Here is a 22,059-nt window from a genome sequence, read left to right on the forward strand (position 1 = left end):
TTGGTTTGCGTACTTTATTATCCATATTCTTTAAATAACCCTGAATTCTTAATTTTCTCTTCTTTTCGAAATAGTATGTTAGTTGTATAATAAGACGGGTATGCCGAGTACACGCGTTCGTTGATCGCAGGCTGATAATTACCGTTTTGCAAAGATATTTTTTTAGGGGGAAGAGTACGATGAATATTGAGAAATTTCAAGAAAGCATGTATAGCTTAATCGTTGAAACTTCAACAAATCTTCCAAAAGATGTGCGCAGAGCAATTAAAGCGGCAAAAGCACGTGAAAGTTCGGGAACTCGTTCCGCAATGAGTTTAGCGACGATTACTAAGAATATTACGATGGCAGATGACAATGTATCTCCAATTTGTCAGGATACAGGACTGCCGACATTTAAAATTAAGACGCCGGTTGGTGTAAATCAGCTGGAAATAAAACAAGCAATTAAAAACGCACTTATTTTAGCAACGAAGGCTGGGAAGCTGCGCCCGAATGCTGTTGATTCATTAACTGGAGAAAACAGCGGTGATAATTTAGGACTTGGCTTGCCGGTGATGAAGTTTGAGCAATGGGAAAAAGATTATATAGATGTCCGTCTTATTTTAAAAGGCGGCGGCTGTGAAAATAAAAATATCCAATATAGTCTGCCTTGTGAATTAGAAGGACTAGGGCGTGCTGGCCGTGATTTAGATGGAATTCGTAAATGTATCCTTCATTCTGTTTATCAGGCGCAGGGGCAGGGCTGTAGTGCTGGGTTTATTGGTGTAGGAATTGGCGGAGACCGATCGGCTGGTTATGATCTTGCTAAACAGCAGCTTTTCAGAAATTCAGAAGATATAAACCCGCACGAAGATCTACGTAAATTAGAAGAATACATAGTAGAAAAAGCTAATGAATTAGGGATTGGCACGATGGGCTTTGGTGGAGAAACTACGCTGCTAGGTTGTAAAATAGGCGTTATGCATCGTATCCCAGCTAGTTTCTTTGTATCTGTTGCGTACAATTGCTGGGCCTTCCGTCGGTTGGGCGTAGAGGTTCATGCAGAAACAGGGGCTATTAATGAGTGGCTTTATCAAGAAGGAGAAAATATTGATTTTGCTGCTGAAAAGGAACTTGAAAGTGCGAGACTAGAAATGGCTGCCACATCTGAAAAGCCTGCTGATACAGGCCGTGAAATTATCCTTCAAGCACCTATTACAGAAGAGAAAATCCGTGAATTAAAGGTTGGCGATGTGGTTCATATAAGCGGTCGAATGTACACAGGGCGTGATGCCATCCATAAATATCTATCAACAAATGATGCGCCTGTTGATTTAGACGGCCAAATCATTTATCACTGCGGTCCGGTTATGCTTAAAGATAATGAAGGAAAATGGCATGTTAAAGCAGCTGGTCCGACAACGAGTATTCGTGAAGAACCATATCAAGGAGATATTATGAAGCGTTTTGGAATTCGCGCCGTAATTGGTAAAGGCGGTATGGGACCCAAAACACTTGCCGCTTTAGAAGAACATGGCGGCGTGTATCTAAACGCAATCGGCGGGGCTGCTCAGTATTATGCAGACTGTATCAAATCAGTTGAGGGTGTTGATCTCATGCAATTCGGCATCCCGGAAGCCATGTGGCATTTAAATGTAGAAGGTTTTACTGCAGTTGTAACCATGGATTCGCATGGAAATAGTTTACATCGTGATGTCGATCAGTCATCACTTGAAAAGCTGTCTCAATTTAAAGAACCTGTTTTTGGTTAAATGAAAGAAGCGCCATGTGTTGGCGCTTCAGTTTGTAGACAAAAGAGGTTCGGAATGGTTTCATTCCAAACCTCTTTTGCATTATTCGGACCAAATAGGCCTGCGGGAATAAGCTGGTCTAGTGTGACCATTTCGAAAATACTCCTTATCACCTCAAAATTCTATATCTATTTATAAATAGGCCTTTTACTTTTAAGTGTAGAAAGTCAGTTGATGGGAGTGTTGGCGTGAAGACTCCTGCGGGAACAGCGGGACAGGTGAGACCCCGCAGGAGCGTAAGCGACGAGGAGGCTCACCGCCCGCCCGCGGAAAGCGAAGCGCCTGGAATGAAAATCAACATCACGATTTTAAAGATCTCACCTGAGTTTGTCTACAGTCTGAAGCGCCTTGTGTTTGCGCTTCTTTTTTACTCTTCTTTTTTCTCCTTCACTTCCTTACTTTCAATAATGGGAAAAGGATCGATTCGTGATGAATCACTGCGATCGAGCCCAGATCTTAAGGCAAAGAAAAAAACACACCCAAGTAAACCGAGACATATAATAAATCCAATCGTAATAATCAAAAAGTGCGCCATTAGAATCCCCCCCTATATAGAGGTATATGCAGAAGATCTACTTTATTTCTAGAGTTTTTACTTTTATTGAAGCGCAGAAACTAAATGCAACATATAGTGAAGAGAAAGGAGGGATACCTATGGATTCGCTTACAGTAGTTTTCTTTGCAGCTATGTTAGCCGGATTTGCCTTAATCAAGCTTGCTTTAGCTGGAACCATTTTTGCCAGCATTGAGGTTGTGTTGACTACACTTGGTGTCGTAGTGGTTATTGTATTTGCTTTTGTCCTTATTTGGCGGGCTATTAGAGCTTTAATAAATAGAACGAATAATCCGTTATAAATTGAATACTCATTGAGCCATTTCTCTGCCGAGGAATGGCTTTTATTATTATGAAAATGTATAGGATCCTCCCTTCTTCAAACAATAAGAGAAAAAAGAAATTGGGAGGAACACGATATTGAAGAAAATCAGCATTTTGACATTGGCCATCTGTTTGTGTCTGCCAGTTACTGCAAGTGCAGCTGCCGATTCGTATGGATGGGGCTTTAATAAAGGGAAAAATGGACAGCCTGCCGATGCTGGTCCAAAGTTTGAAAATATGATCAAAAAATCCGCTGCTATTTACAAAGGAGATCCTAGAAAAAAAGAGATTTATTTAACGTTTGATAATGGCTATGAAAATGGATATACGGGGGATATTTTAAATGTACTGCGTCGTCAGCATGTTCCAGCAGCATTTTTTATCACAGGCCATTACTTAAAAACAGCACCTGAGTTGGTTGTCAGAATGGTAAAAGAAAATCATATTGTGGGTAATCATTCGTGGACACATCCAGATATGAGCCGTTCGTCAGATGAAGTAATCCGCCAAGAGTTAAGACGGGTGAAAGAAGAAACAGAAAAACTAACCGGACAGCAAACGATGAACTACCTTCGTCCACCGCGCGGCGTATTTAATGAACGAACGATGGCAGTAGCAAAGAAAGAAGGGTACACCCATGTTTTTTGGTCACTTGCATACCGGGATTGGGTTGTTGATCAACAACGAGGTGCTAAGTATGCGTATGATGAAGTGATGAAGCAGATTCATCCAGGGGCAATCCTGCTTTTGCATACCGTATCTAAGGATAATGCCGAAGCCTTAGACTCCATTATTACCGATTTGAAAAAACAAGGATACGTGTTTAAAAGTCTTGATCAGTTAATGATTGATCAACAGCTGCCTTCTCCTATGCTTTACTAAGCAGTCTTCTGAAGGAAATAAGCTACTTCCTGAAGGGAATAAATCGTTTTTATGTTGAATAGATTAACCATATACCCCCCTCATTCATACAGAAAAACAAGGCTCAGGCCGGCTTCCGCCATTTCTGAGCTTGTTTTTCAATAAATGCATTTAATTTTGGCTGACCTTTGGGAAGCTGATTTACGTAATGCCTTCGAATTCCGTCTGAAAGAGCGTGGAAGGAGAGCATTGCTGCAGTTATAAAAGCAGCCGCTGATAGCGGAATCCATGGGGCTGGATCAATGTCAAAATAAAAATTGGATAAATAAGTCGCCCAGTTGGGTAATGTATTTTGGAATTCATAAGTAGCAAGTCCCCCAGGAACTCCGCCAATTGGAATCATGGCTTGCGCTAAAAAAATATTGAAAATCCCTAGTTGGCCGAGTAGAAACAGGATACTGCCAACATGGCTAAAAAAGTGGGACAGCCATTGTGAGAAACAATTTGGCCAGTAATACCATTTAAACAATCCCCAAAAACCGGTTCCCATGACCACTCCCGATTGAAAATAGTCGGTCGTTTGGATAATCAGAATGCTTTTCCTTACAAATTCGGCTAATTTCCCTGTTTCAATCACAATGATAGCCCCAACAAGGTAGTAGAAGCGGTGTGGGGAGAATATGAAAAAAGGGATGGTGGCAAAGAAGATGACAAAAAAGAGAAGCGGAATTCTAGAAAACACTCCATTCCAAGCCTTTAATAACCAGTGAATCCCGCGATTATGAGCAGCCCCTGCCCCTAAAACAAGTGCGAGTGAAAACGCAATAATGCTGATGCTTAATACAGTCAGTAAGGTATATCGGGTGCCCATAATAAGTGCACTATACATATCTACGCCTTTTCGATCGGAACCAAATGGAAAATCAGCATCGGGTGAGAAGATCGGAATATTGAAGAGATCTTTCCAATAAAAATTCTGCTTTAGTTGAGCATCCACGCCTGGAAAATTTGGACCTAAAAAGATAATAATCAAAAAAATAAAACAACCGAGGGTACCCAGCCATAACGACCAATTTCTGTTCATGACGCAGCCTCCTCTTTCTGCTTCGTTAAAAAATGAGTAAGGATGGAGTCAATCCATTGGACAATTAAAAGAACAAAAATAATTAAAAAGCTAAACCCGATAAAAGCACCAGGATCGATTGGAAGCGGCTGGCCAGGCAACATTTTAGTCTGAATGGCAAGAATAGAAAGCAGCCTTGTGCCAATTCCACGGTACATGGTCAAAAATTCAACTACGAGCATGGCAGACAGTAGAGTCATGACGACGGGCATAAAGTGAAGCAGCAGTTTTGGATAACAGTTTCGCAGGGCGTGCTTCCATATAATCATTCTCCGAGGTACTCCTTTTGAAAGTGCGGTTCGGATATAATCTTTCTGTTCCTCTTCTTCGAGCGCTTCAGCTGTATACTTAGCGATTAAAGAGACTGGATACATACTCAAAAAGAGTATTGGCATGATGATGTTATACCATTGTTCATCACCATACATATCAACTTTAATGAAGCCTTGGTCCATAAGGAAGAATAAGAAAGTTTGAACAGAGAAGATGATAAAGAAGTCTGGGATCGACTGACCAAGCCATGTTGTAAATGTACCAAAAAGTTTCCGAGGCCCTTTTTGATAGGTATAATCATAGACACCTTTGATAATACCGAGAATAATACTGAGTAAGAATGCAGGAATCATAATTTTTAGACTGCGGAGGCCATAATGATGCAACTCAGTCTCTACAGGGATCTTAAATTGAGTGGTACCAAGACTTTTGTTTTCTTTCACGTCCCTATAATAATTCACAATATTCTCTTCATAAGCCTTCCAGCTGAAATCCCATGCCATATAATCAATTGTACCAATTCGTTCAAAGGTGGTTTCCCTGGGAATTAGGGCTGCTAGAACAATAATCACAGCTATTGAGACCCAAAAGAATAAATTCACCAATAACTTTAAAAAGAGTGTCATAAAAATCTCCTTGGTAAGTTTTGGTTAATTATACCTAAATATTTAAAATATTGGAACAACTATGTGTGATTGTTTTGTCCAGCGTATTGGGAAGTAATTAAAGAGGAAACATGATATAATACGGGGAAAACTGTTAAAGGCAGGAATACTATGTGGACGAAAACTATTAGGGTTCAACCGCCTTATGATTTCGATTTAGTAGTAGAGCGTTTGGCGCTCGATCCCCTTCATGTAATCAACAGAGAAGAACGGACAGTAAGGGTTCCGTTATATATAGAAAAAAAGCCAGTTGTTCTAACCGTGAAAGCGGAAGGAAGTACGGATGATCCCTCGTTTACAATCAGCGGGAACACAGAGGAGCAAATGGAACAAGGATTAACCCGAGTAAAAAAGGTCTTTCATTTTCATCAGCCGCTGCAGGACATTTCGACCCATTTTGAAGATACAGATTTAAAGGGGTTATTTACAGACCATCGCGGCACACCGATTGTACTCGACTTTGATTACTACAGCTGTCTCGTAAAGTGCATCGTCCATCAGCAGCTAAACTTGGCCTTTGCACATACTTTAACTGAACGCTATGTGAAGACTTTCGGCTTTGAGCTCGACGGAGCCTGGTTTTATCCATCACCAAGAACAGCAGCAAACCTGACTGTTGAACAGCTTCGAGACATTCAGTTCAGCGGACGAAAAGCAGAATATGTAATTGGACTATCTCAGGAAATCACCGCGGGCCGTCTGGATCTTGAACAGCTTGCGCAGAGATCGGATCAAGAAATTATCGAGACATTGACAAAGATTCGCGGTATCGGAAAATGGACTGCGGAAAACTTTTTATTATTTGGAGTTGGCCGTCCTAATCTGTTTCCTAAAGCAGATATCGGGATTCAAAACGCAATAAAGCAGTTATTTGGACTGCCGCAAAAACCAACACAAGAGGAAATGGAGAAATTCAGTATAAACTGGTCTCCATACCTAAGTTATGCGTCTCTTTATTTATGGAGAAGCATTGAAAAACGGAGTGATAAGAAATGACAAATTCAGAAGACATCAAACTCGAATTAGGACAAACATTTCCATTAACTATAAAACGCTTGGGTATTAATGGTGAAGGCGTAGGCTTTTTTAAAAAGAGCGTCGTTTTCGTACCTGGAGCACTTCCAGGCGAGGAAGTGGTTGTAGAAGCAACCAAGCTTCATCCAAAATTCACAGAAGCTAAAATTAAAAATATCCGAAAAGAATCCGTTCACCGGGTTTCAGCGCCTTGCCCAATATACGAGCAATGCGGAGGGTGTCAACTTCAGCATTTAGACTACAGCCAGCAGCTTGTAGAAAAACGTGATCTTGTTCTTCAAGCAATGGAACGCCATGCAAAACTTACAGCAGATCAAGTTGAAATTCGTCCGACTATTGGGATGGACGACCCATGGAATTACCGGAATAAGAGCCAATACCAAGTAGGGCTCCGTGATGGCAAAATCATCGCAGGGTTGTACGGAATGAATTCACATAATTTAATTGATATCCCCAATTGTTTGGTGCAGCATAAATCCAGTAATAAAGTCACACGAATCATTAAAAAGATTCTGAAGAATGAAGACATTTCGATTTATAACGAAAAAACGAAAAAAGGTGCTGTCCGCACGGTGATAACCCGTGTCGGATTCGAAAGTAAAGAAGTACAAGTCGTCATCGTTACCAGCACACGAGAATTACCTAAAAAGGATCGAATCATTGAACTGATTCATGGACAGCTTCCTGAGGTTAAATCAATTGTCCAAAATGTAAACAACGAAGACACGTCACTTATTTTTGGTAAGGAAACGATTCACCTAGCAGGAGAACAGGTTATTAATGAAACACTTGGCGACCTTTCATACGAGTTATCAGCTCGTACATTCTTCCAGCTAAACCCAATCCAAACGGTTAAACTTTACGATGAAGTTAAAGAGGCAGCTGCTCTCACCGGTACGGAAAAAGTGGTTGATGCCTATTGCGGCGTTGGTAGTATCGGCCTTTGGCTATCAGAAGAAGCAGCAGAGGTTCGCGGCATGGACACGATTGAAGAATCGATTGAAGACGCCAAAGAAAATGCCATTCGTCATGATCGTGCAAATATCTCATTCGAAGTCGGAAAAGCAGAACAAGTCCTCCCTCGCTGGATTAAAGAAGGCTTCGAACCTGATGTTATCGTTGTCGACCCACCACGCTCAGGCTGTGATGACGCCCTGCTGCAAACCATTCTAGACGTAAAACCGAAGAAAATTGTCTACGTATCGTGCAACCCATCCACACTTGCTAAGGATATCGATATCCTGAACAAATACTATCAAGTAGAATTCATGCAGCCAGTGGACATGTTCCCTCAGACAAGCCATGTTGAAGTAGTTACGAAATTAACATTGAAATAAAGTAAAAAAGGCACCCAATTCAGGAAGCACTTCTTCTGAATTAGGTGTTTTTTTCATTAGTAAATGTATATGGTGCTTGTCTCGGTTATTGATTAGTTTTAATGATAGCAATAATTAATCCAAATCATTGTAAGTATAACCAGGGAATTGAACAACAGCCTATTTTTCTTTGCGCAATGCATCCATTAATTCTGGTCCTGCATTTAAATTACTGCTGACGATTTGTTTAGGGGTTAGTGCCATCCACTGTGTTAACGATATATCCGCATATTTAGAGCTTTTAAATACTTCTAAATACCAAAGCGTTTCTTTACCCGTATTTTGAACATAGTGTCCGTAACAGAAAGGGATATATCCTACATCTCCCGCCCTCACATCAAATGTGCTTGCTGTACCGTCTGCAGCGAATCCCGTCATACGTCCTTGACCTGATAAAAAATACAGCCATTCATCATTATTTGGGTGCCAATGCAATTCTCTTAAGGCTCCTGGTAAAATTTCCACAAGCGCTACAGAAATTTTTTCGGACACTGGGAAATTTGTAGAGTCAGCAATTCGGACTGAGCCGCCCGGAGACTTAATGGGTTCTTGACCAAGTAAATTATGCGTAAAGTTTCTCGTACCAAATGGATCAGGAATAGAGACACTCTCGAGAGATCCAGGAATATCGCCTTGGTAAATATATTTCTCCTGCTTTGGGATATTATCAAATGCACTCAAGGGTACGCAAAATGAAAATCGTAAGTTTGGCACTGTTCCTGCATCCGTAACTGGCGGTACAAGCATATCTGGATTTCACGCACGCAAAATATCACGTGGTCCGGGATCCGTTGCGCCAGCTCCATCAGCCCGAATAGGTTCCGGTATTTCACCAGCATAAACTTTGAAATCAATTGGCTTTGGCAATTGTATTCCTCCCGTAAATACGTATTCACCTGAACTAGCTTAAACCTGAAAATAGGCATTACTACAACTGAATGCCTTGATAAATTCTATTATGCTGAATCCCTTTCATCTCACTTCGTAGACAAATAACGTTAAGGGGAATTAAAAAAAGAGATAATGAACTCATTATCTCTTTTTAAATATCCAGTTAATTAATTCTTTCCCTTGTTGAAGAGAAAGTTGATTTGTACTTATTGAAGTGACGTGTAATTAATCGTAGGGTGTAAGGATGGGTTTTGATCGGGACCTTTGTATTTAGTTCTTTAATAAGATAAGCTATACTTTATTATAGTGAAGAAATTACGGGAGAGATTCTTTAAATTTTTAGTGAAATGGAGAAAATAAATGAGTGATAAAACAAAACAAAAATCAAAATTGCTGAAGGTATCTTCAAAAGTATTATTAATTATTATCGGAGCCATGATCACAGCTTATGGACTAGAAGCAGTACTAATCCCAAATAACGTTTCAGATGGTGGGGTAACAGGGCTAAGTATTGTGGGTTCGCAACTTTTTGGTTTACCGTTGGGGCTTCTAATTGGTGTTATAAATATTCCATTTGTTTGGTTAGGATATAAACAGATTGGTAAAAGTTTCGCTATTTATTCTGTTATCGGTATTGCTTCATTGGCGGTTGGAACGATTGTCATGCATCATGTCCCTACGATTATTGAAGGGGATACATTATTAATTACCGTTGTTGGTGGTATTATCATCGGTTTCGGTATGGGTTTAGCCTTGCGTAATGGCGGTGCTTTAGACGGAATTGATATGTTAGCCGTCTTGCTTTCAAAAAAATTACCGTTTGGAACAAGTGATTTAATCCTGTTTTTGAACACGTTTGTGTTTATTGTTGTATCAACTGTATTTGGACTTCAAGGGGCTATTCTTTCTGCAATTGCCTACTTTATTGCTTCTAAGGTTATACATATTGTCGAAGAAGGTTTGAGCGGTTCTAAAACCTTTAAAATTATTACGAAACAACCTGAGTTGATGGTAGAAACGATTCGTGATCGGTTAGGCCGTGGAGCTACTTACAATGATGCTTATGGCGGGTATTCAAATGAACAGTTTAAAGAGATTACTTGTATTATTAACCGTTTGGAAGAAAGTAAGATGAAAGAAATTATTCACGAGATTGATCAAAACGCTTTTGTTACGGTATATGACGTAGCAGAAGTTAAAGGCGGTAGTTTTAAGAAGAAGGATATTCATTAATAAGTGAAAAACAGTATAGGACGGTACTCTAAACAGGAGTCCGTCTTTTTCTTAAATTGAGGGGGGAACTGAAGATGGAAATAGGTTTAACAACATTTGTGGAGACAACTCCAGATGTCAAGACTGGTAAGGTAATCAGTCATGCGGAGCGTATACGAGAAGTCGTGGAGGAAATTGTGTTAGCAGACGAGGTGGGTTTGGACGTCTATGGTGTCGGCGAGCATCATCGGAGGGATTATGCGGCCTCATCACCAGCGGTTGTTTTAGCCGCAGCTGCTTCACAGACAAAACGGATAAGGCTTACTAGTGCTGTTACGGTGTTATCTTCGGACGATCCAGTGAGAGTGTTTGAACAATTTTCGACGCTCGATGCGATTTCAAATGGCCGTGCAGAAATTATGGCGGGACGGGGTTCTTTCATCGAGTCCTTTCCGTTATTTGGGTATGATTTAGATGATTATAATGAATTGTTCGATGAGAAGCTGGACTTATTGTTAAAAATCCAGAAGTCCGAAAAGGTGACTTGGAATGGCAAGCATCGTCCGGCTATTCAAAATCTGGGTATCTACCCTATCCCAGTTCAAAATCCGTTACCTGTTTGGATTGCCAGCGGTGGGACTCCGCAATCAGTTGTTCGTGCAGGCATCCTTGGTCTACCGCTCGTCCTAGCCATTATCGGCGGAAGCCCGCGGCAGTTTGCCGGGCTCGTACAACTTTATAAAAGAGCCGCTAAAGAGGCTGGCCATGATGTAACTAAGCTGCCAATTGCCTCACATTCACACGGATTTATTGCCGAGAGTACAGAACTTGCAGCAGATAAATTCTTCCCTTCCACTCAGCAAGCGATGAATGTTATAGGAAGAGAGCGAGGGTGGGGGGAATATACGCGGGCAACGTTTGATTCTGCACGTAGTTTAGAAGGTGCGCTCTATGTTGGCGATACGGAGACAGTCGCAAAAAAAATTATTCATCTTCGCAAAAACGTGGGGATTACACGCTTTATGCTGCATGTACCCGTGGGATCAATGCCGCATGATGATGTAATGAAGGCCATCGAACTGTTGGGCAAAGAGGTTGCCCCGATGGTTCGGGAGGAAATTGGCAGATGGGAAGCTAAGGGTGAAGAGGAATCGTAAGCTTTACGATGCTTATCCAAACTTAATGTCGTCTTAATCCTTTTTTAGGTATAATAAAACATACAGTACACTTACAGCATCCGGGAATCTGTAATAGATTCTCGGATTTTCATTTGCCGTTTAGTATTCGAAGAAATTACTCGGGCAATGATAAAGATGAAGCTGCTGAAACAGGTACGATAATAGGAGGTTAATGGATGCATAATCATGATATTTTAATCAGAGTACGCTATGCTCTAGATATAAAAAATAACGATATGGTAGAGATGTTTAAACTTGGCGGCGTGAACGTGACTAAAGAAGAAGTGCTAGAGATGCTTACCAAACCAAAAGAAGATGACTATGATGACTACGACGATGATGTTGATTTTTATGAGTATGATGAGGAAGAAGATTCAATCAAGTGCAATAATAAGATGATGGAATCCTTTTTGAATGGCATGATTATTTTTAAAAGAGGGAAACAACAGCCAAAACCAGGACAACCAGAAAGCCCTGCACCGACAGGGAAGGAAAGTGTGAATAATGTCCTTCTTAAGAAATTGAAAATCGCTCTGAGCTTAACTAGTGAGGATATGATTGATATCCTGAAAGAAGCAGGTGTCGATATAACAAAAGGTGAGTTAGGTGCTATTCTAAGAAAAGAAGGACATCGAAATTATAAACAGTGCGGCGACCGATATGCTCGTAACTTCTTAAAAGGGTTAACTTTGAAATATAGAGGATAACGAGAAAACAATAGGCTTGGGTGATAAGGAGAAATTCTTATTGCTTGAGCCTTTTTGTATACAGCCTTTTTTATTTTCAAATAAGTACTAGATAGAACCTTAGTGTACAATAAGTAGTGAAAAGGGACTAGATTACAGAACGACAATAGAAAAGGTGAATCAAGGATGATAATATATGAGGCAATTAAAAGTGAATTCCTTCATGATGTTTTTGAGGATAAATTAATAGATAATATCGTAAATAATTACGCAGAAAAAGTAGGCGGGATAAATAAAAGTGAATTAAGAGCTTGGGATAATTCAATGAAGTATATGCATCTTATTCTATTGGATCCAGAAATACCTGATGATGCAGGTGTTGCGATAGAGTTTAAGATTCCTTATACATCTAAACGGGTTGATTTTTTGATATCTGGCAGTAATGATAGAAATCAATCTGTCGTTATCGTTGAGCTCAAGCAATGGCAGGATATTGAGAAAGTAGATGGAAAAGAAGCTATTGTTAAGACTTTTCTTGGCGGCGGTGTAAGAGAAACTACTCACCCTTCTTATCAGGCGTGGTCGTACGCTGCGCTAATTGAGGATTATAATGAAAATGTCCAAGATAACCAAATGGAATTATTTCCTTGCGCTTACTTGCATAATTATATCAAGGTACCTGATGATCCTATTGTTAATGATAGTTATCAATATTATGTAGAGAAGGCACCCGTTTTTCGAAAAGGCGATGCGGCAAAGCTCCGCGATTTCATCAAGAAACATATCAAATTTGGTGATAACAAGGAAAACTTGTACAAGATTGAGAATGGCAGAATTCGTCCATCTAAATCATTGCAGGATTCCCTTCTTAATATGTTGAAGGGAAATACTGAATTTGTCATGATTGATGATCAGAAGGTTGTGTACGAAGCAGCAAAGATGCTTGCAAAAGAAGCGCAGAGAACAAATAAAAAGCAGGTATTGATTGTTAAGGGTGGACCAGGAACAGGGAAATCAGTGCTGGCAATCAACCTGTTAGTTGAGTTGACGGCACAAAATATGGTTTGTCAGTATGTGACCAAGAATGCTGCGCCAAGGGCTATTTATGCTAAAAAGCTAAAGAAGGACTTTCGAAAGGGGCATATCGATAACCTCTTTAAAGGATCGGGGAGTTATATTGATGTTCCGAAAAATACGTTCGATGTGCTGATTGTAGACGAAGCGCATCGTCTGAATGAAAAATCAGGCATGTTCAATCATCTTGGTGAGAATCAAATGAAGGAAATCATTCATGCCTCTAACTTCTCAATCTTTTTCATTGATGAGCGTCAACGCGTAACGCTAAAGGATGCTGGGAGCATATCGTCAATTCATCACTTTGCTGAACAAGATCAGGCTAGTGTATCGACAGCATTATTGGATTCACAGTTCCGATGTAATGGCTCGGATGGTTATTTAGCTTGGATTGATGATGTTCTTCAAATACGAAAAACAGCTAATGAGAGCTATATTGGCAGTAACTATGATTTTCGTGTTTATAGTGATCCAGTTCAGATGAGGGATGAAATTTACAGGCTGAACAAGTTGAATAACAAAGCCCGATTGTTAGCAGGTTATTGCTGGGACTGGAAAAAGGAAGGCAAGAACAATTCACAGGTACATGATATTGAACTATCGAATCAATTCAGCATGAGCTGGAATCTCGGTAATTCGGACAGCTGGGCAATAGATGAAAACTCTGTCCAAGAAGTGGGCTGTATCCACACCTCTCAAGGGTTGGAATTTGATTATGTAGGAGTAATCATTGGAGATGACATGTACCATAGTGATGATTTGGTACAAACCGATTTTACAAAAAGGGCCAAAACCGACAGTTCATTAAAAGGAATAAAAAAGCTATCAAAAGAAGAACCAGAGAAAGCAATGAAACTGGCTGATGAGATTATCCGGAACACGTATAGGACGCTCTTAACCAGAGGGCAAAAAGGGTGCTTCGTCTACTGTACAAATAAGGATTTGGAAAATTACTTGCTCGAACGCATTGGAGAAATCCAAGCACAGTATGAGCCTAACGAGTTTTTTGAAGGGAAGAAGAGTGTTGCAGAGGAAAGGGAGTCTTATAAATAATGAGTTTGGTTTTCAATACAGGGAGCCATTTATAAGTGAGTGTGGTCTATTTCAAGATAAATGACCTATCTTAATGTTTTTGCTTTAAAACTACACACGTAATCTAAAGTCATTGATGAAATTTTTCATTTAATGGCTTTTTTTCATAAATAAAAGCTTTACATCGATATATTAAAAACTGAATATTCAAAATAAAACTTCTTTAAATTCCTTTCCTCGTTTATTATAAAAATGAAAGGCGGTGTTAGTTTGATGAATGAAATAGCAAAGAACTTGTCTCTTCCTGCTCTTTTATTGGATCTAGATGCTTTTGATCATAATTGCAAGAAGATCGCTGAAAAGGCAAATGGAAAAACGATCAGAATCGCTACTAAATCGATACGGTCAATTCCAGTTTTAAAAAGAATTCTCGAATACAGCCCTGTCTTTAAAGGCGTTATGTGTTATAGCCTCAGTGAAGCTATTTTTCTTGCAGAACAAGGCATTGCGGATATCCTTATAGGTTATCCATGCTTCGATCCCGAAGCTCATACTAATATAGCAAAATTAAATGGTGAAGGTAACCAAATTACCTGTATGGTCGATTCCATTGAACAGGTTAAGCAGTTAAATGAGATTGCTATAAAGGCAAATGGTTTTTTTATTTATGTATTGATATTGATATGAGCACCACGTTTGGCAGCCTTCATTTTGGAGTGAGGCGTTCTCCATTAAGAATATCTGATGATGTCATCCAGCTAGTCCGATATATAAAGGAATATCCGACACTAAAGCTGATTGGCATCATGGGCTATGAAGCTCAAATTGCTGGGGTAAGTGATAAGCTGCCTTCTCAGAAACTAAAAAACATAGCTGTTTCTTTTATGAAAAAGAAATCACTCAATAAAATTAAACTGCGAAGGGAGAAAATTGTGCAATCTCTTCAGAGCGAGGATCTTCAACTAGTATTTGTAAATGGAGGTGGGACGGGTAGTCTTGATACGACGTCGAAAGAAGAAGGTGTTACGGAACTGACTGCAGGTTCAGGTTTCTATGCCCCTCTGTTATTTGATTATTATCGAGATTTCCGCTATACCCCTGCCTTATTTTTTTCGTTGCCAGTCGTTAGAAAACCATCCCCCAATATTTATACTTGTCTTGGAGGTGGGTATGTTTCATCTGGAGTGCATGGTCGGGATAAGGTGCCCATGCCAGTCTATCCGCCGGGTGGTAAACTATTACCATTTGAAGGAGCGGGGGAAGTGCAAACCCCTGTTTATTATGAAAAGGAAACGTTAGAAATTGGAGATGTCATCATTTTTAGGGCAGCTAAAGCTGGAGAAATATGTGAACGGTTTAATGAAATTATTTGTCTTTCTAATCAACAAGTAGTGAATCAATTTCTAACCTATCGGGGGGAAGGGAAATGTTTTCTATAATGAAAACGGCGCAAGGAAAACGATGGAGAAATTGGTCTAAAACATGTGAATGTACTCCGGAAAAAATCCTGTATCCATCCTCAATTGAGGAGGTTGTTTCATTCGTTAAAGAAGCAGTGAAACAAAAGAAAAAGATTAGAGTAGTAGGAGCAGGGCATTCATTTACTGATTTAGTAAAAACAGATAATTGGCTGGTATCACTTGATTTACTTAGTGGAATTGAACAACTTGATGAGGCAGCTAGCACAGTTACCGTTCTGGGCGGCACTAGATTATTTCAATTAGGAGAAGGGCTTGGTCAAGAAGGATATTCTCAAGAAAATTTAGGGGATATCAATGTCCAAAGTATTGCGGGGGCTATTTCAACTGGAACGCATGGAACAGGCCTGGAGTTTGGCAATATACCAACCCAAGTAGTGGAACTTGTCATTGTTACAGCGTCAGGAGAGGTACTTACTGTCTCCGAGGAACAAAACCCGCAATATTTTAAGGCTTGTCTTCTATCTCTCGGAGTTCTTGGAATAATTGTAAAAGTAACACTGAAAATAATTAGAACACCTATATACGAATATAGAAGTGAAAAGATAGAATATCCACTTTTTGTGCAACAACTTGAATACTTTATCAACGAAAACCGACACTTTGAGTTTTATCTATTCCCATATTCAGATCTTGTCCAAGTTAAAACGATGAATATTACGACGCATAAACCACAGCGTTTATTATTCCACAATTTAAAAAATCTAATTCTTGAAAATTACTTATTTTTTGTACTGTCAGAGGTATGTCGATTGTTCCCAAAAAGCAGTCCAACCATCAGCAGATTATCCGCGATGGCCGTTGGAACAACAACCATTACGGCAAAAAGTCATGAGATATTTGCTACTCCAAGACTCGTGAAGTTCAGAGAAATAGAATATTGTATTCCGCTTCACTATTTTAAGAGCGCCATTCAAGAGATTCGGGAGTGTATTGAACTAAAGAAGCATAAGGTTCATTTTCCGATAGAATGCAGGACGGTCAAGGCGGATGATATATGGTTTAGCCCTTCTTATCAAAGAGATTCCGCTTATATTGCGTTTCATATGTACAAAGGAATGCCGTATGAAGAGTATTTTAGAGAAGTGGAAGCGATTATGCAGAAATACGGAGGAAGGCCGCATTGGGGCAAAATGCACAGCCTAGGAAAAAAGGAATTACATGCCTGTTACCCGAAACTGCCTGACTTTTTAGCCATAAGGCATGAACTAGATCCGCAAGAAATTTTTCTAAATGACTATATCAAAAAGATATTGATTGGATGAACAAAGAACTTACGGGAACAAGGGTAAGACGGTCTCAGTACACAGAGCAATATTTGGAATAGTATATGGCAATTTGTGTTTTTCAAAGTGTCTGGCCTTTGCCCAGGCACTTCAACTTTTACCCTCTATAACGCTAGAAGAACACCAATCAAACAGATAACGATCTCCTGCTTTACCCCACACATACTAGGACAGTCCTTTGAATAATTTTTCATCACAAAATTAAAATCTATTAATGCTAGAGACACAAGGGTTTTGACAAAAAAGGAGGAATTTCCTAATATGTCGAAGTGATTAAGTAAGTTCTCAGTTTCTTTTAAGAACCTTCTCAAAGTGGTGATTTCCTTTTGGCTTACAGCAGCACTTCATACCCACCATAAATATAAAATGAACGATTAAATGTGTGACCAATTGGAGGTTGATCATATTGGATTCTGGGGAAATGTGCAGAATACTGATTGTAGATGATGAAATATTAATCAGACGAGGGATTATGCATTATTTAGATTGGAAATCGGAAGGTTTTCAAATCGTTGGTGAAGCTTCAAATGGTCAAGAAGCTTTGGAATTGATAGAAGCATCGTATCCTCACATTATTATTACAGACATTGTTATGCCTATCATGGATGGAGAAGAATTAACACGAATCGTCAAAGAAAAATATCCACAAATTCAAATTATTATTTTGAGTAGTTATGGAGAATTTGATTATGTGCGCTCCGCCTTTCAACGTGGAGTGGTCGACTATATTCTAAAACCAAAGCTCGAGGCGGACAGTCTATTAAATGTTTTGAAAACGGCTGTTAAAAGAATTCCAGGTTTTCAATCCAGAGAAAAGGATTTAAGTATTAATCTATCCATCGATCAAATTATCAACAAGTTAGTTTTAGGATACGATGTATATTATGGTTTGGAACAGGTTACAAGAGCGTTTCCCTATAGTCATTACTGTTTAATGGGTGTAGACATGAAAAAACAACCATCTAAGGGTTCTGCTGAATTTCCTGCCCAAGTCAAAGATATCGTTGAAAATGCCTTCAACAAACAGCTAAGCGAGGCCGCTTACTATTCTTTTAACTTTGATTCGAACATAATCGTATTTCTGGTTAATGTAAATCAAGAAGATTTGACAAAGGTTAGGGATGGTGCCAATCAATTAGCAGCTTCGCAGGTTGAGAGCGGTTTTGCTTTAACCGAGGGATTTCAACAATTTGGTCAACTAGGAAAAATGTTTAAGGAGAGCCTTCTAAAACTCTTAAACTATCGTTTTTATTTTCCCGATATCCTCGTTTTAACTGAATTTGATTTGCCAAGTATTGTGCCTAAAAGTGAAAAATTCAATCTAGATTGGTTTACAGAAGAGTTTATGCGCAAACACTTTGATTCATCCTTTTTCTATTTAAGGGATTATGCCGAAAAATTATCCAACTGTTTTACTATGGACGTTTTTGAGTATAAAGCATTTTTCAGTAATATCATCTTTAACATCACGATTCTCCTTGGCAATATGAATTATGAAATAAAAGAACTTGAACAAAGCAGGTACACCTTTTTCAAGCTCATTGACGAAGCAAATTCTGCAAGGGAGACAATTAAACTATTGGATCGTTTTATTGTGGAAGCGAATGAAAGCATATTCAAAATGCAAAACCGAGCGGAAAATATAAATATGAAGAAGTTCATGGACTATCTAAAGAATCATTATTCGGAGCCGCTTACATTAAACGATGTAGCTGCTACTTTTCATTTTAATCCTTCTTATATTTCAAGTTATTTCAGTGCTCACAATAATGAAGGATTTATAGAATCTCTGAATAGAATACGGATTGAAGAGGCATGTAAGCTGCTCCTAAAAGAAACAGCGGCCATCTCGGAGATTAGTGAAATGGTCGGTTTCTCGGATCACAGTTATTTTTGTAAGGTATTTAAAAAAGTAAAGGGAATGTCCCCTAGTCAATACAAGAGAAAACAATTGATATGATAAGGGACGTGATAAGATATGAGATTCATACCCATGCGCTTTAAACATAATACTTTGTTTATTACAATATCCCTTATTACCTTTATGATTATCATTCTGGTTTCAGTAACCATTACATGGACGACGATTCGGATGTCTGAGCAATTCTTTTTTGAAAAGTTTAGTATTACGAATGTGAAAATCATAAATGAAATAAAAGAAAGCTTTGAGTCTTTTCATTATTCTATTGTAATTGCATCCAATAATATACTGCAAAGCGGTGTAATCAAGACCAATCTTACTGAAGAGCAAACAAATGCCGAGAAAATGATCTCATTTTTTACTATGGGGGAGTACATTAAGCAAATTCAATCGAACTTTGATACGTATGAGTTTGAAATCATTGTTAAAGGAGAAAATGGGGTCACTTTAACGACCAATCGGCCTCATTGGCCAATTACTGATCAGGAGCTTAATGAGAGTTTTTTAACAAGCAATACACTAAAAGAACCAAAAAGACTGCTGTATCAATATGATGAACGAAAGAGTGAAACGAGAAGTATTGAGGAAACAAGGTTTGTTGTGGCTACTAAAGCATTAATGGATCGACTTTCCGGTACGGTATATGGCTCCCTTTATTTTTCATTTAGGGAAAGTGAATTCAAAAAGGTCTATGCGAACTATACTAGCCCTGGGAATGATATTTTCATAGTTGATAAGTCAGGGATGATTGTTTCCAGTAATCAATCTCAATTAATTGGGAAAAAGGAAGTGGATCTTCTGCGGTATGCGCAAGAGATCAAAACCAATTCTCATAAGTACATGATTGGAAGTTTTAGAGGGAAGGAGCAGATTATTTTAGTGGAAACACTTCCCTCTTTAGATATGTATCTATTTAATATTATTGACAAGGAAAAGGCATTTGGAAATTTAATCGATAAAAGAAAAATTGTGCTGATCTCGATAGGGATTGTCTTCATAGCATTGGTCAGTGTATTTTTCGTATCAAGAAGACTGACTAACTCTTTATCAAGACTTGTAAGACAGATTGAAAATGCGCCAAAATCTGAATTTCGTCAATATGTGGCTGTCTTAGGTACATATGAAACGAGGCAGATCGGCCATGCTTTTAATTCTATGCTGGACGAGCTGCATGAGTATGTGGAGCAGCTGATGCTTTCGCAAAAGCAAAAACGGAATGCGGAACTGGCAGCCCTGCAGCAACAAATCAATCCACACTTTTTGTACAATACATTGGCTTCCATCAAATTTATGGTGCAGCAGGACAGTAAGGAAGATACCGAAGCAATGATTACCGCTTTGATTTCGCTGCTTCAGAATACAATAGGGAATGTTAATGAAACTGTTACTGTCAGAGAGGAATTGGATAATTTGAAAAACTATGTTTTCATAAATCAAAAGCGTTATGGTAATCAAATAAATGTAAGTTATCTGGTTGCGCCTGATTGTCTGAATGTCAGATTGCCTAAACTGATCTTACAGCCCTTTATGGAAAATTCATTTTTCCATGGGTTCAATCGTAAAGCGGGGGGATCAATCCATGTCTTAATTTGGCAGGAAGAGGACAATCTGATTTGTGAAGTAGTAGATAACGGTGATGGAATAGGGGAATTAACAGAAACTAATCTTCCCAAATATAAACGACAGCTTTTCTCAGGAATAGGTGTTATGAATGTTCATGAGCGAATTCAACTCATTTATGGGGAAGAGTATGGTGTAACCATTTCCAGCAAACAGGGTGAAGGAACAAAGGTACGGATTATCCTTCCTTCTCATGTAGAACAAAAATAGTTATAAAATCTAAAGATATTCCAAATTCTAAAAAATAAACGCACGACCAAATCCTAAAAATAATCCAAGTTTACGAAAATATCTTCCTACCGAGTAATGGTGAAGAGGTGATAACATAAATATGTAGAAATGATAACGCTTACAAATAGAATTGGGGGGATATCATTGAAGAAGATTTTCGCATTATTGTTAGCAAGCTTGCTTTTATTATCAGCATGCTCTTCTGAATCAAAAACGACGGAAGAGGCTTCCGACACAGAAAAAGAAACCAACGAGTTAACAGTATGGACTTGGGATCCAAACTTCAACGTGAAAGCAATTAATATGGCAATGGACACTTATAATAAGGAAAATTCTAAGCTTAAACTAAAAGTCATTGAGAATGCCCAAGCAGATATTGTCCAAAAACTGAATACCAGCTTAAGCTCAGGTACATCTAAAGGGATGCCTAATATCGTCCTAATTGAAGATTATCGTGCGCAAAGTTTTCTTAAAGCCTATCCAGATGCATTCTTCGAATTATCAAGTTACTTCAAAGCAGAAGATTTTGCAGAATATAAACTTGCTCCTACCAGCTTGGAAGATAAACACTATGGAATTCCATTTGATACAGGAGTATCCGGTTTTTACGTAAGAACAGATTATTTAGAGAAGGCTGGATATACTGTTGAAGATTTGCAAGGAATAGACTGGAACAAGTATATAGAAATCGGTAAAAAAGTTAAACAAGCTACTGGAAAATCTATGATATCAATGGATCCGAAAGATCTTGGGCTTATTCGTCAGATGATTCAGACCAGTGGCTCATGGTATCTAAAGGAAGATGGCGTCACTCCAGACTTAGGGGATAATGAGTTTCTTAAAGAAGCATTTACTACTTACAAAGAAATTATAGATGCAGATATATCGAAACCTGTCTCTGACTGGGGGCAATACCTTGCGTCCTTTAACAGCGGCGAAACTGCATCCGTTCTAACAGGTAACTGGATGACAGCTTCCGTAAAGCAGGAAGCTTCTCAAAAGGACAAGTGGGCAGTTGTCCCTTTCCCTAAACAATCGGGTAATGCAAATTCTGTTAATGCAACTAACCTTGGTGGAAGCTCCTGGTACGTTCTTAATATATCAGGTAAAGAGAAGGCTGCAGATTTATTGGCTAAAACATTCGGTTCAAATGTTGATTTTTATCAGGACATCAACAAAGAAATTGGTGCTATTGGTACGTATAAGCCTGCTGCAGAAGGAGAGGCTTACAAAGCTGCAGATGAATTCTTTGGAGGTCAACCAATCACACAAGATTTTTCTAAATGGGTGGCAGACATTCCACAAGTAAACTACGGTGCGCATACGTATGTAATTGAAGATATATTAGCGGTCGGTATGCAGGATTACTTAAAAGGAAAAGATCTTGACACAGTTTTGAAAGACGCTCAAAAACAAGCGGAACAACAAATTAAATAATAGAATAATTGCC

Annotated in this window: 19 protein-coding genes and 1 pseudogene; 15 read left to right on the forward strand and 5 right to left on the reverse strand. The window is 39.0% G+C overall.

The window, feature by feature from the left end; translation table 11 throughout:
* The first annotated feature begins 179 nt into the window (after positions 1–179).
* A complete protein-coding gene (locus tag WYK_RS06990; protein ID WP_040373825.1) occupies positions 180–1,751 on the forward strand; it encodes a fumarate hydratase in 1,572 nt (523 codons plus the stop codon).
* Here WYK_RS06990 and WYK_RS25990 read toward each other — a convergent pair.
* Positions 1,748–1,882: a hypothetical protein gene (locus WYK_RS25990; protein WP_268870047.1), complete on the reverse strand. Its 135-nt coding sequence runs from the start codon at positions 1,880–1,882 to the stop codon at positions 1,748–1,750. The genes WYK_RS06990 and WYK_RS25990 overlap by 4 nt on opposite strands.
* A 275-nt stretch (positions 1,883–2,157) precedes the next feature.
* Positions 2,158–2,325: a hypothetical protein gene (locus tag WYK_RS25115; protein WP_169732061.1), complete on the reverse strand. Its 168-nt coding sequence runs from the start codon at positions 2,323–2,325 to the stop codon at positions 2,158–2,160.
* A gap of 119 nt (positions 2,326–2,444) precedes the next feature.
* Here WYK_RS25115 and WYK_RS06995 point away from each other — a divergent pair, with 119 nt between their 5' ends.
* Both WYK_RS06995 and pdaA read left to right on the forward strand, forming a co-directional pair.
* Entirely contained in the window at positions 2,445–2,645 is a 201-nt protein-coding gene (locus WYK_RS06995) for a hypothetical protein (protein ID WP_040373826.1), read from the forward strand.
* A gap of 142 nt (positions 2,646–2,787) precedes the next feature.
* Positions 2,788–3,549: a delta-lactam-biosynthetic de-N-acetylase gene (gene pdaA, locus WYK_RS07000; protein WP_407951475.1), complete on the forward strand. Its 762-nt coding sequence runs from the start codon at positions 2,788–2,790 to the stop codon at positions 3,547–3,549.
* Positions 3,550–3,652: 103 nt separating this feature from the next.
* Here the strand turns inward: pdaA and WYK_RS07005 are convergent, their stop codons facing one another.
* Both WYK_RS07005 and WYK_RS07010 read right to left on the reverse strand, forming a co-directional pair.
* Complete coding sequence (locus WYK_RS07005; RefSeq protein WP_040373828.1) at positions 3,653–4,612, reverse strand: hypothetical protein; 960 nt, start codon at positions 4,610–4,612, stop codon at positions 3,653–3,655.
* On the reverse strand, positions 4,609–5,550 hold the full coding sequence (locus tag WYK_RS07010) for an ABC transporter permease subunit (protein WP_040373829.1): 942 nt from the start codon (positions 5,548–5,550) through the stop codon (positions 4,609–4,611). Before WYK_RS07010 ends, WYK_RS07005 begins: the two co-directional genes overlap by 4 nt.
* Positions 5,551–5,700: 150 nt before the next feature.
* Between WYK_RS07010 and WYK_RS07015 the strand changes: the two genes are divergently transcribed.
* Positions 5,701–6,585, forward strand: a complete 885-nt coding sequence (locus WYK_RS07015) for a DNA-3-methyladenine glycosylase family protein (RefSeq protein WP_040373830.1) — start codon at positions 5,701–5,703, stop codon at positions 6,583–6,585.
* Positions 6,582–7,961: a 23S rRNA (uracil(1939)-C(5))-methyltransferase RlmD gene (rlmD, locus tag WYK_RS07020; RefSeq protein WP_040373831.1), complete on the forward strand. Its 1,380-nt coding sequence runs from the start codon at positions 6,582–6,584 to the stop codon at positions 7,959–7,961. The genes WYK_RS07015 and rlmD overlap by 4 nt, the downstream gene beginning before the upstream one ends.
* 159 nt (positions 7,962–8,120) lie before the next feature.
* On the opposite strand, the pseudogene WYK_RS07025 reads toward rlmD, so the two are convergent.
* Positions 8,121–8,873, reverse strand: a pseudogene (locus WYK_RS07025) (cupin domain-containing protein).
* Between the two features lie 378 nt (positions 8,874–9,251).
* Between WYK_RS07025 and WYK_RS07030 the strand changes: the two are divergent.
* The 10 genes from WYK_RS07030 to WYK_RS07070 all read left to right on the forward strand — a co-directional run bounded on the left by WYK_RS07030 (position 9,252) and on the right by WYK_RS07070 (position 22,046).
* Complete coding sequence (locus WYK_RS07030) at positions 9,252–10,124, forward strand: YitT family protein (protein ID WP_040373832.1); 873 nt, start codon at positions 9,252–9,254, stop codon at positions 10,122–10,124.
* A 74-nt stretch (positions 10,125–10,198) separates the two neighbouring features.
* Positions 10,199–11,260 carry an LLM class flavin-dependent oxidoreductase gene (locus tag WYK_RS07035; protein ID WP_040373833.1) on the forward strand — a complete coding sequence of 354 codons (1,062 nt, stop codon included), beginning with the start codon at positions 10,199–10,201 and terminating at the stop codon, positions 11,258–11,260.
* A gap of 197 nt (positions 11,261–11,457) precedes the next feature.
* Positions 11,458–11,988, forward strand: coding sequence for a YehS family protein (locus tag WYK_RS07040; protein ID WP_040373834.1), 531 nt, complete (start codon positions 11,458–11,460; stop codon positions 11,986–11,988).
* A gap of 165 nt (positions 11,989–12,153) precedes the next feature.
* The gene (locus WYK_RS07045; protein WP_040373835.1) at positions 12,154–14,094 is read left to right on the forward strand and encodes a DUF2075 domain-containing protein; all 1,941 of its coding nucleotides are present in this window, start codon (positions 12,154–12,156) and stop codon (positions 14,092–14,094) included.
* A 252-nt stretch (positions 14,095–14,346) separates the two neighbouring features.
* Entirely contained in the window at positions 14,347–14,760 is a 414-nt protein-coding gene (locus WYK_RS26130; RefSeq protein WP_328286267.1) for an alanine racemase, read from the forward strand.
* Positions 14,757–15,512 (forward strand): type III PLP-dependent enzyme domain-containing protein, encoded by a 756-nt coding sequence (locus tag WYK_RS26135; protein WP_328286268.1) that lies wholly within the window; start codon positions 14,757–14,759, stop codon positions 15,510–15,512. Before WYK_RS26130 ends, WYK_RS26135 begins: the two co-directional genes overlap by 4 nt.
* Entirely contained in the window at positions 15,512–16,816 is a 1,305-nt protein-coding gene (locus WYK_RS07055; RefSeq protein ID WP_040373844.1) for a D-arabinono-1,4-lactone oxidase, read from the forward strand. The genes WYK_RS26135 and WYK_RS07055 overlap by 1 nt, the downstream gene beginning before the upstream one ends.
* A gap of 427 nt (positions 16,817–17,243) precedes the next feature.
* Entirely contained in the window at positions 17,244–18,797 is a 1,554-nt protein-coding gene (locus WYK_RS07060) for a response regulator transcription factor (protein WP_051387366.1), read from the forward strand.
* A gap of 33 nt (positions 18,798–18,830) precedes the next feature.
* Entirely contained in the window at positions 18,831–20,588 is a 1,758-nt protein-coding gene (locus WYK_RS07065) for a sensor histidine kinase (protein WP_235782462.1), read from the forward strand.
* 165 nt (positions 20,589–20,753) lie between these two features.
* Entirely contained in the window at positions 20,754–22,046 is a 1,293-nt protein-coding gene (locus tag WYK_RS07070; protein ID WP_040373837.1) for an ABC transporter substrate-binding protein, read from the forward strand.
* Positions 22,047–22,059: the final 13 nt, after the last annotated feature.

Origin of the sequence: Peribacillus psychrosaccharolyticus ATCC 23296 (assembly GCF_000305495.1) — a bacterium.
In the GTDB taxonomy this organism is placed as follows: Bacteria; Bacillota; Bacilli; order Bacillales; family DSM-1321; genus Peribacillus; species Peribacillus psychrosaccharolyticus.

What these genes read in the sequence shown, in the direction of transcription:
- WYK_RS07065 (WP_235782462.1), top strand. Translation starts at nt 18,831, where the DNA reads ATGCGCTTTAAACATAATACTTTGTTTATTACAATATCCCTTATTACC.
- WYK_RS25115 (WP_169732061.1), bottom strand. Translation starts at nt 2,325, where the DNA reads ATGGCGCACTTTTTGATTATTACGATTGGATTTATTATATGTCTCGGT.
- WYK_RS07045 (WP_040373835.1), top strand. Translation starts at nt 12,154, where the DNA reads ATGATAATATATGAGGCAATTAAAAGTGAATTCCTTCATGATGTTTTT.
- WYK_RS07030 (WP_040373832.1), top strand. Translation starts at nt 9,252, where the DNA reads ATGAGTGATAAAACAAAACAAAAATCAAAATTGCTGAAGGTATCTTCA.
- WYK_RS07055 (WP_040373844.1), top strand. Translation starts at nt 15,512, where the DNA reads ATGAAAACGGCGCAAGGAAAACGATGGAGAAATTGGTCTAAAACATGT.
- WYK_RS25990 (WP_268870047.1), bottom strand. Translation starts at nt 1,882, where the DNA reads ATGGTCACACTAGACCAGCTTATTCCCGCAGGCCTATTTGGTCCGAAT.
- WYK_RS07015 (WP_040373830.1), top strand. Translation starts at nt 5,701, where the DNA reads ATGTGGACGAAAACTATTAGGGTTCAACCGCCTTATGATTTCGATTTA.
- WYK_RS26130 (WP_328286267.1), top strand. Translation starts at nt 14,347, where the DNA reads ATGAATGAAATAGCAAAGAACTTGTCTCTTCCTGCTCTTTTATTGGAT.
- WYK_RS07005 (WP_040373828.1), bottom strand. Translation starts at nt 4,612, where the DNA reads ATGAACAGAAATTGGTCGTTATGGCTGGGTACCCTCGGTTGTTTTATT.
- rlmD (WP_040373831.1), top strand. Translation starts at nt 6,582, where the DNA reads ATGACAAATTCAGAAGACATCAAACTCGAATTAGGACAAACATTTCCA.
- WYK_RS07040 (WP_040373834.1), top strand. Translation starts at nt 11,458, where the DNA reads ATGCATAATCATGATATTTTAATCAGAGTACGCTATGCTCTAGATATA.
- WYK_RS06995 (WP_040373826.1), top strand. Translation starts at nt 2,445, where the DNA reads ATGGATTCGCTTACAGTAGTTTTCTTTGCAGCTATGTTAGCCGGATTT.
- WYK_RS26135 (WP_328286268.1), top strand. Translation starts at nt 14,757, where the DNA reads ATGAGCACCACGTTTGGCAGCCTTCATTTTGGAGTGAGGCGTTCTCCA.
- WYK_RS06990 (WP_040373825.1), top strand. Translation starts at nt 180, where the DNA reads ATGAATATTGAGAAATTTCAAGAAAGCATGTATAGCTTAATCGTTGAA.
- WYK_RS07010 (WP_040373829.1), bottom strand. Translation starts at nt 5,550, where the DNA reads ATGACACTCTTTTTAAAGTTATTGGTGAATTTATTCTTTTGGGTCTCA.
- WYK_RS07035 (WP_040373833.1), top strand. Translation starts at nt 10,199, where the DNA reads ATGGAAATAGGTTTAACAACATTTGTGGAGACAACTCCAGATGTCAAG.